The following is a 1564-nucleotide window of genomic DNA, read 5'->3' as shown; positions in this document are numbered from 1 at the left end:
AGGCCGAGCAGGTCGAGGCCCGGCGCTTCGACTACCTCCCGCTCACCCGGATCCAGGCCGTCAGCGAACTGCCCACCGACCAGGCCCTGTTCGACACGCTGGTCGTCTTCGAGAACTACCCGCTGGACATCGACGCGGCCGCCGAACGCGGCCTGACCGTCAGCGACGTCAGTGCGATCGAGGCCTCCAACTACCCGCTCAACCTGCTGGCCTACGCCGGCGACCGGATCGAGCTGATCCTGCCCTACGACCCGGCCGTCTTCGACCGCAGCACCGTCGAGGGCCTGCGCGACCAGCTGGTGCGGCACGCCGAGAGCGTCGTCGCCGCCGACGGCTCCACCACCCTGGCCGGGCTCGACCCGCTCGGCGCCGACCAGCGCCACCAGGTCCTCGGCCAGTGGAACGACACCGCCCGCGACCTGACCAGGCTGAACCTGTCCGAGATCTTCCGCAGCCAGACCGAGCGGACCCCGGACCTGCCCGCCGTCGTCTGCGCCGACGACACCCTGACCTACGCCGAACTCCAGGCCCGGTCCGCCAGGTTGGCGCACCTGCTGATCGCCGAGGGCGTCCGCCCGGGCGAACGCGTCGGGGTTGCCCTGCCGCGCGGCATCGCCTGGCTGACTGCGATGCAGGCCGTGGTGCACGCCGGCGCCGTCTACGTACCGCTCGACCCGACCTACCCGGCCGACCGGCTCGACCACATGGTCGGCGACTCCGGCATCCGGCTGGTGATAACCGACGAGGCCGCCGGCGCCACCGTCGCGACCACGGGCGTGCGCACCCTGGACCCGGCCCTGGTCGAGCACACGCAGCTGCCGGACGGCCTGCCCGAGGTGGCGATCGAGCTGCTCCAGCCCGCGTACGTCATCTACACCTCCGGCTCCACCGGCCGCCCCAAGGGCGTCGAGGTCCCGCACCACGGCCTGAGCGGGCTGCTCACGGTGCCCGCCGAACTCCTCGGCGTGCAGCCGGGGGACCGGGTGCTGCAACTGGCCTCGACCAGCTTCGACGTGGCGCTGCTGGAGACCCTGATGGCCCTGGGTCGGGGCGCCGCCCTGGTCCTGCCGGCGCCCGGCCCGCTCGCGGGCGAGGCGCTGGCGCAGGTCCTGGTCGAGCAGCGGGTGAACCACGCGATCATCCTGCCCGCCGCGCTCGCCACCCTGCCGGACGTCGAACTGCCCGAGCTGCGCAGCCTGATCGCCGGCGCGGAGCCCGTCCCGGCGGGCCTGGTCGCCCGCTTCGGCCGGGGGCGGACCATGGTCAACGGCTACGGGCCCACCGAGACCACCGTCGCGGCCTCCTTCAGTGCCGCCCTGGACCCGGACGCCGACACCGACCCCTCGATCGGGCGCCCCTTCGCCAACGTCCGGGTGTATGTGCTGGACGGCTGGCTGCGGCCGGTGCCGCCGGGTGTGGTGGGTGAATTGTACGTGGCCGGTGACGGTGTCACGCAGGGCTACGTGGGCCGGCCGGGGCTGACGGCGGAGCGGTTCGTCGCGGACCCGTTCGGTGTGGGCGGCCGGCTCTACCGCACGGGTGACGCGGTGCGTTGGACGGCCGG

The 1564-nt window shown here is 73.7% G+C and carries 1 protein-coding gene; it reads left to right on the top strand.

Translation table 11 applies throughout. The features are described 5' to 3' along the window. Positions 1-1564: amino acid adenylation domain-containing protein (locus ACIBEC_RS47775; RefSeq protein ID WP_396290924.1), on the top strand; the 1564-nt coding region annotated here is incomplete at both ends.

The sequence above is a fragment of the Kitasatospora sp. NPDC051164 genome (assembly GCF_044455625.1).
GTDB lineage: Bacteria > Actinomycetota > Actinomycetes > Streptomycetales > Streptomycetaceae > Kitasatospora.
Note: the sequence above shows the minus strand (reverse complement) of the source record. Positions and strands in the feature narration are given on the sequence as shown.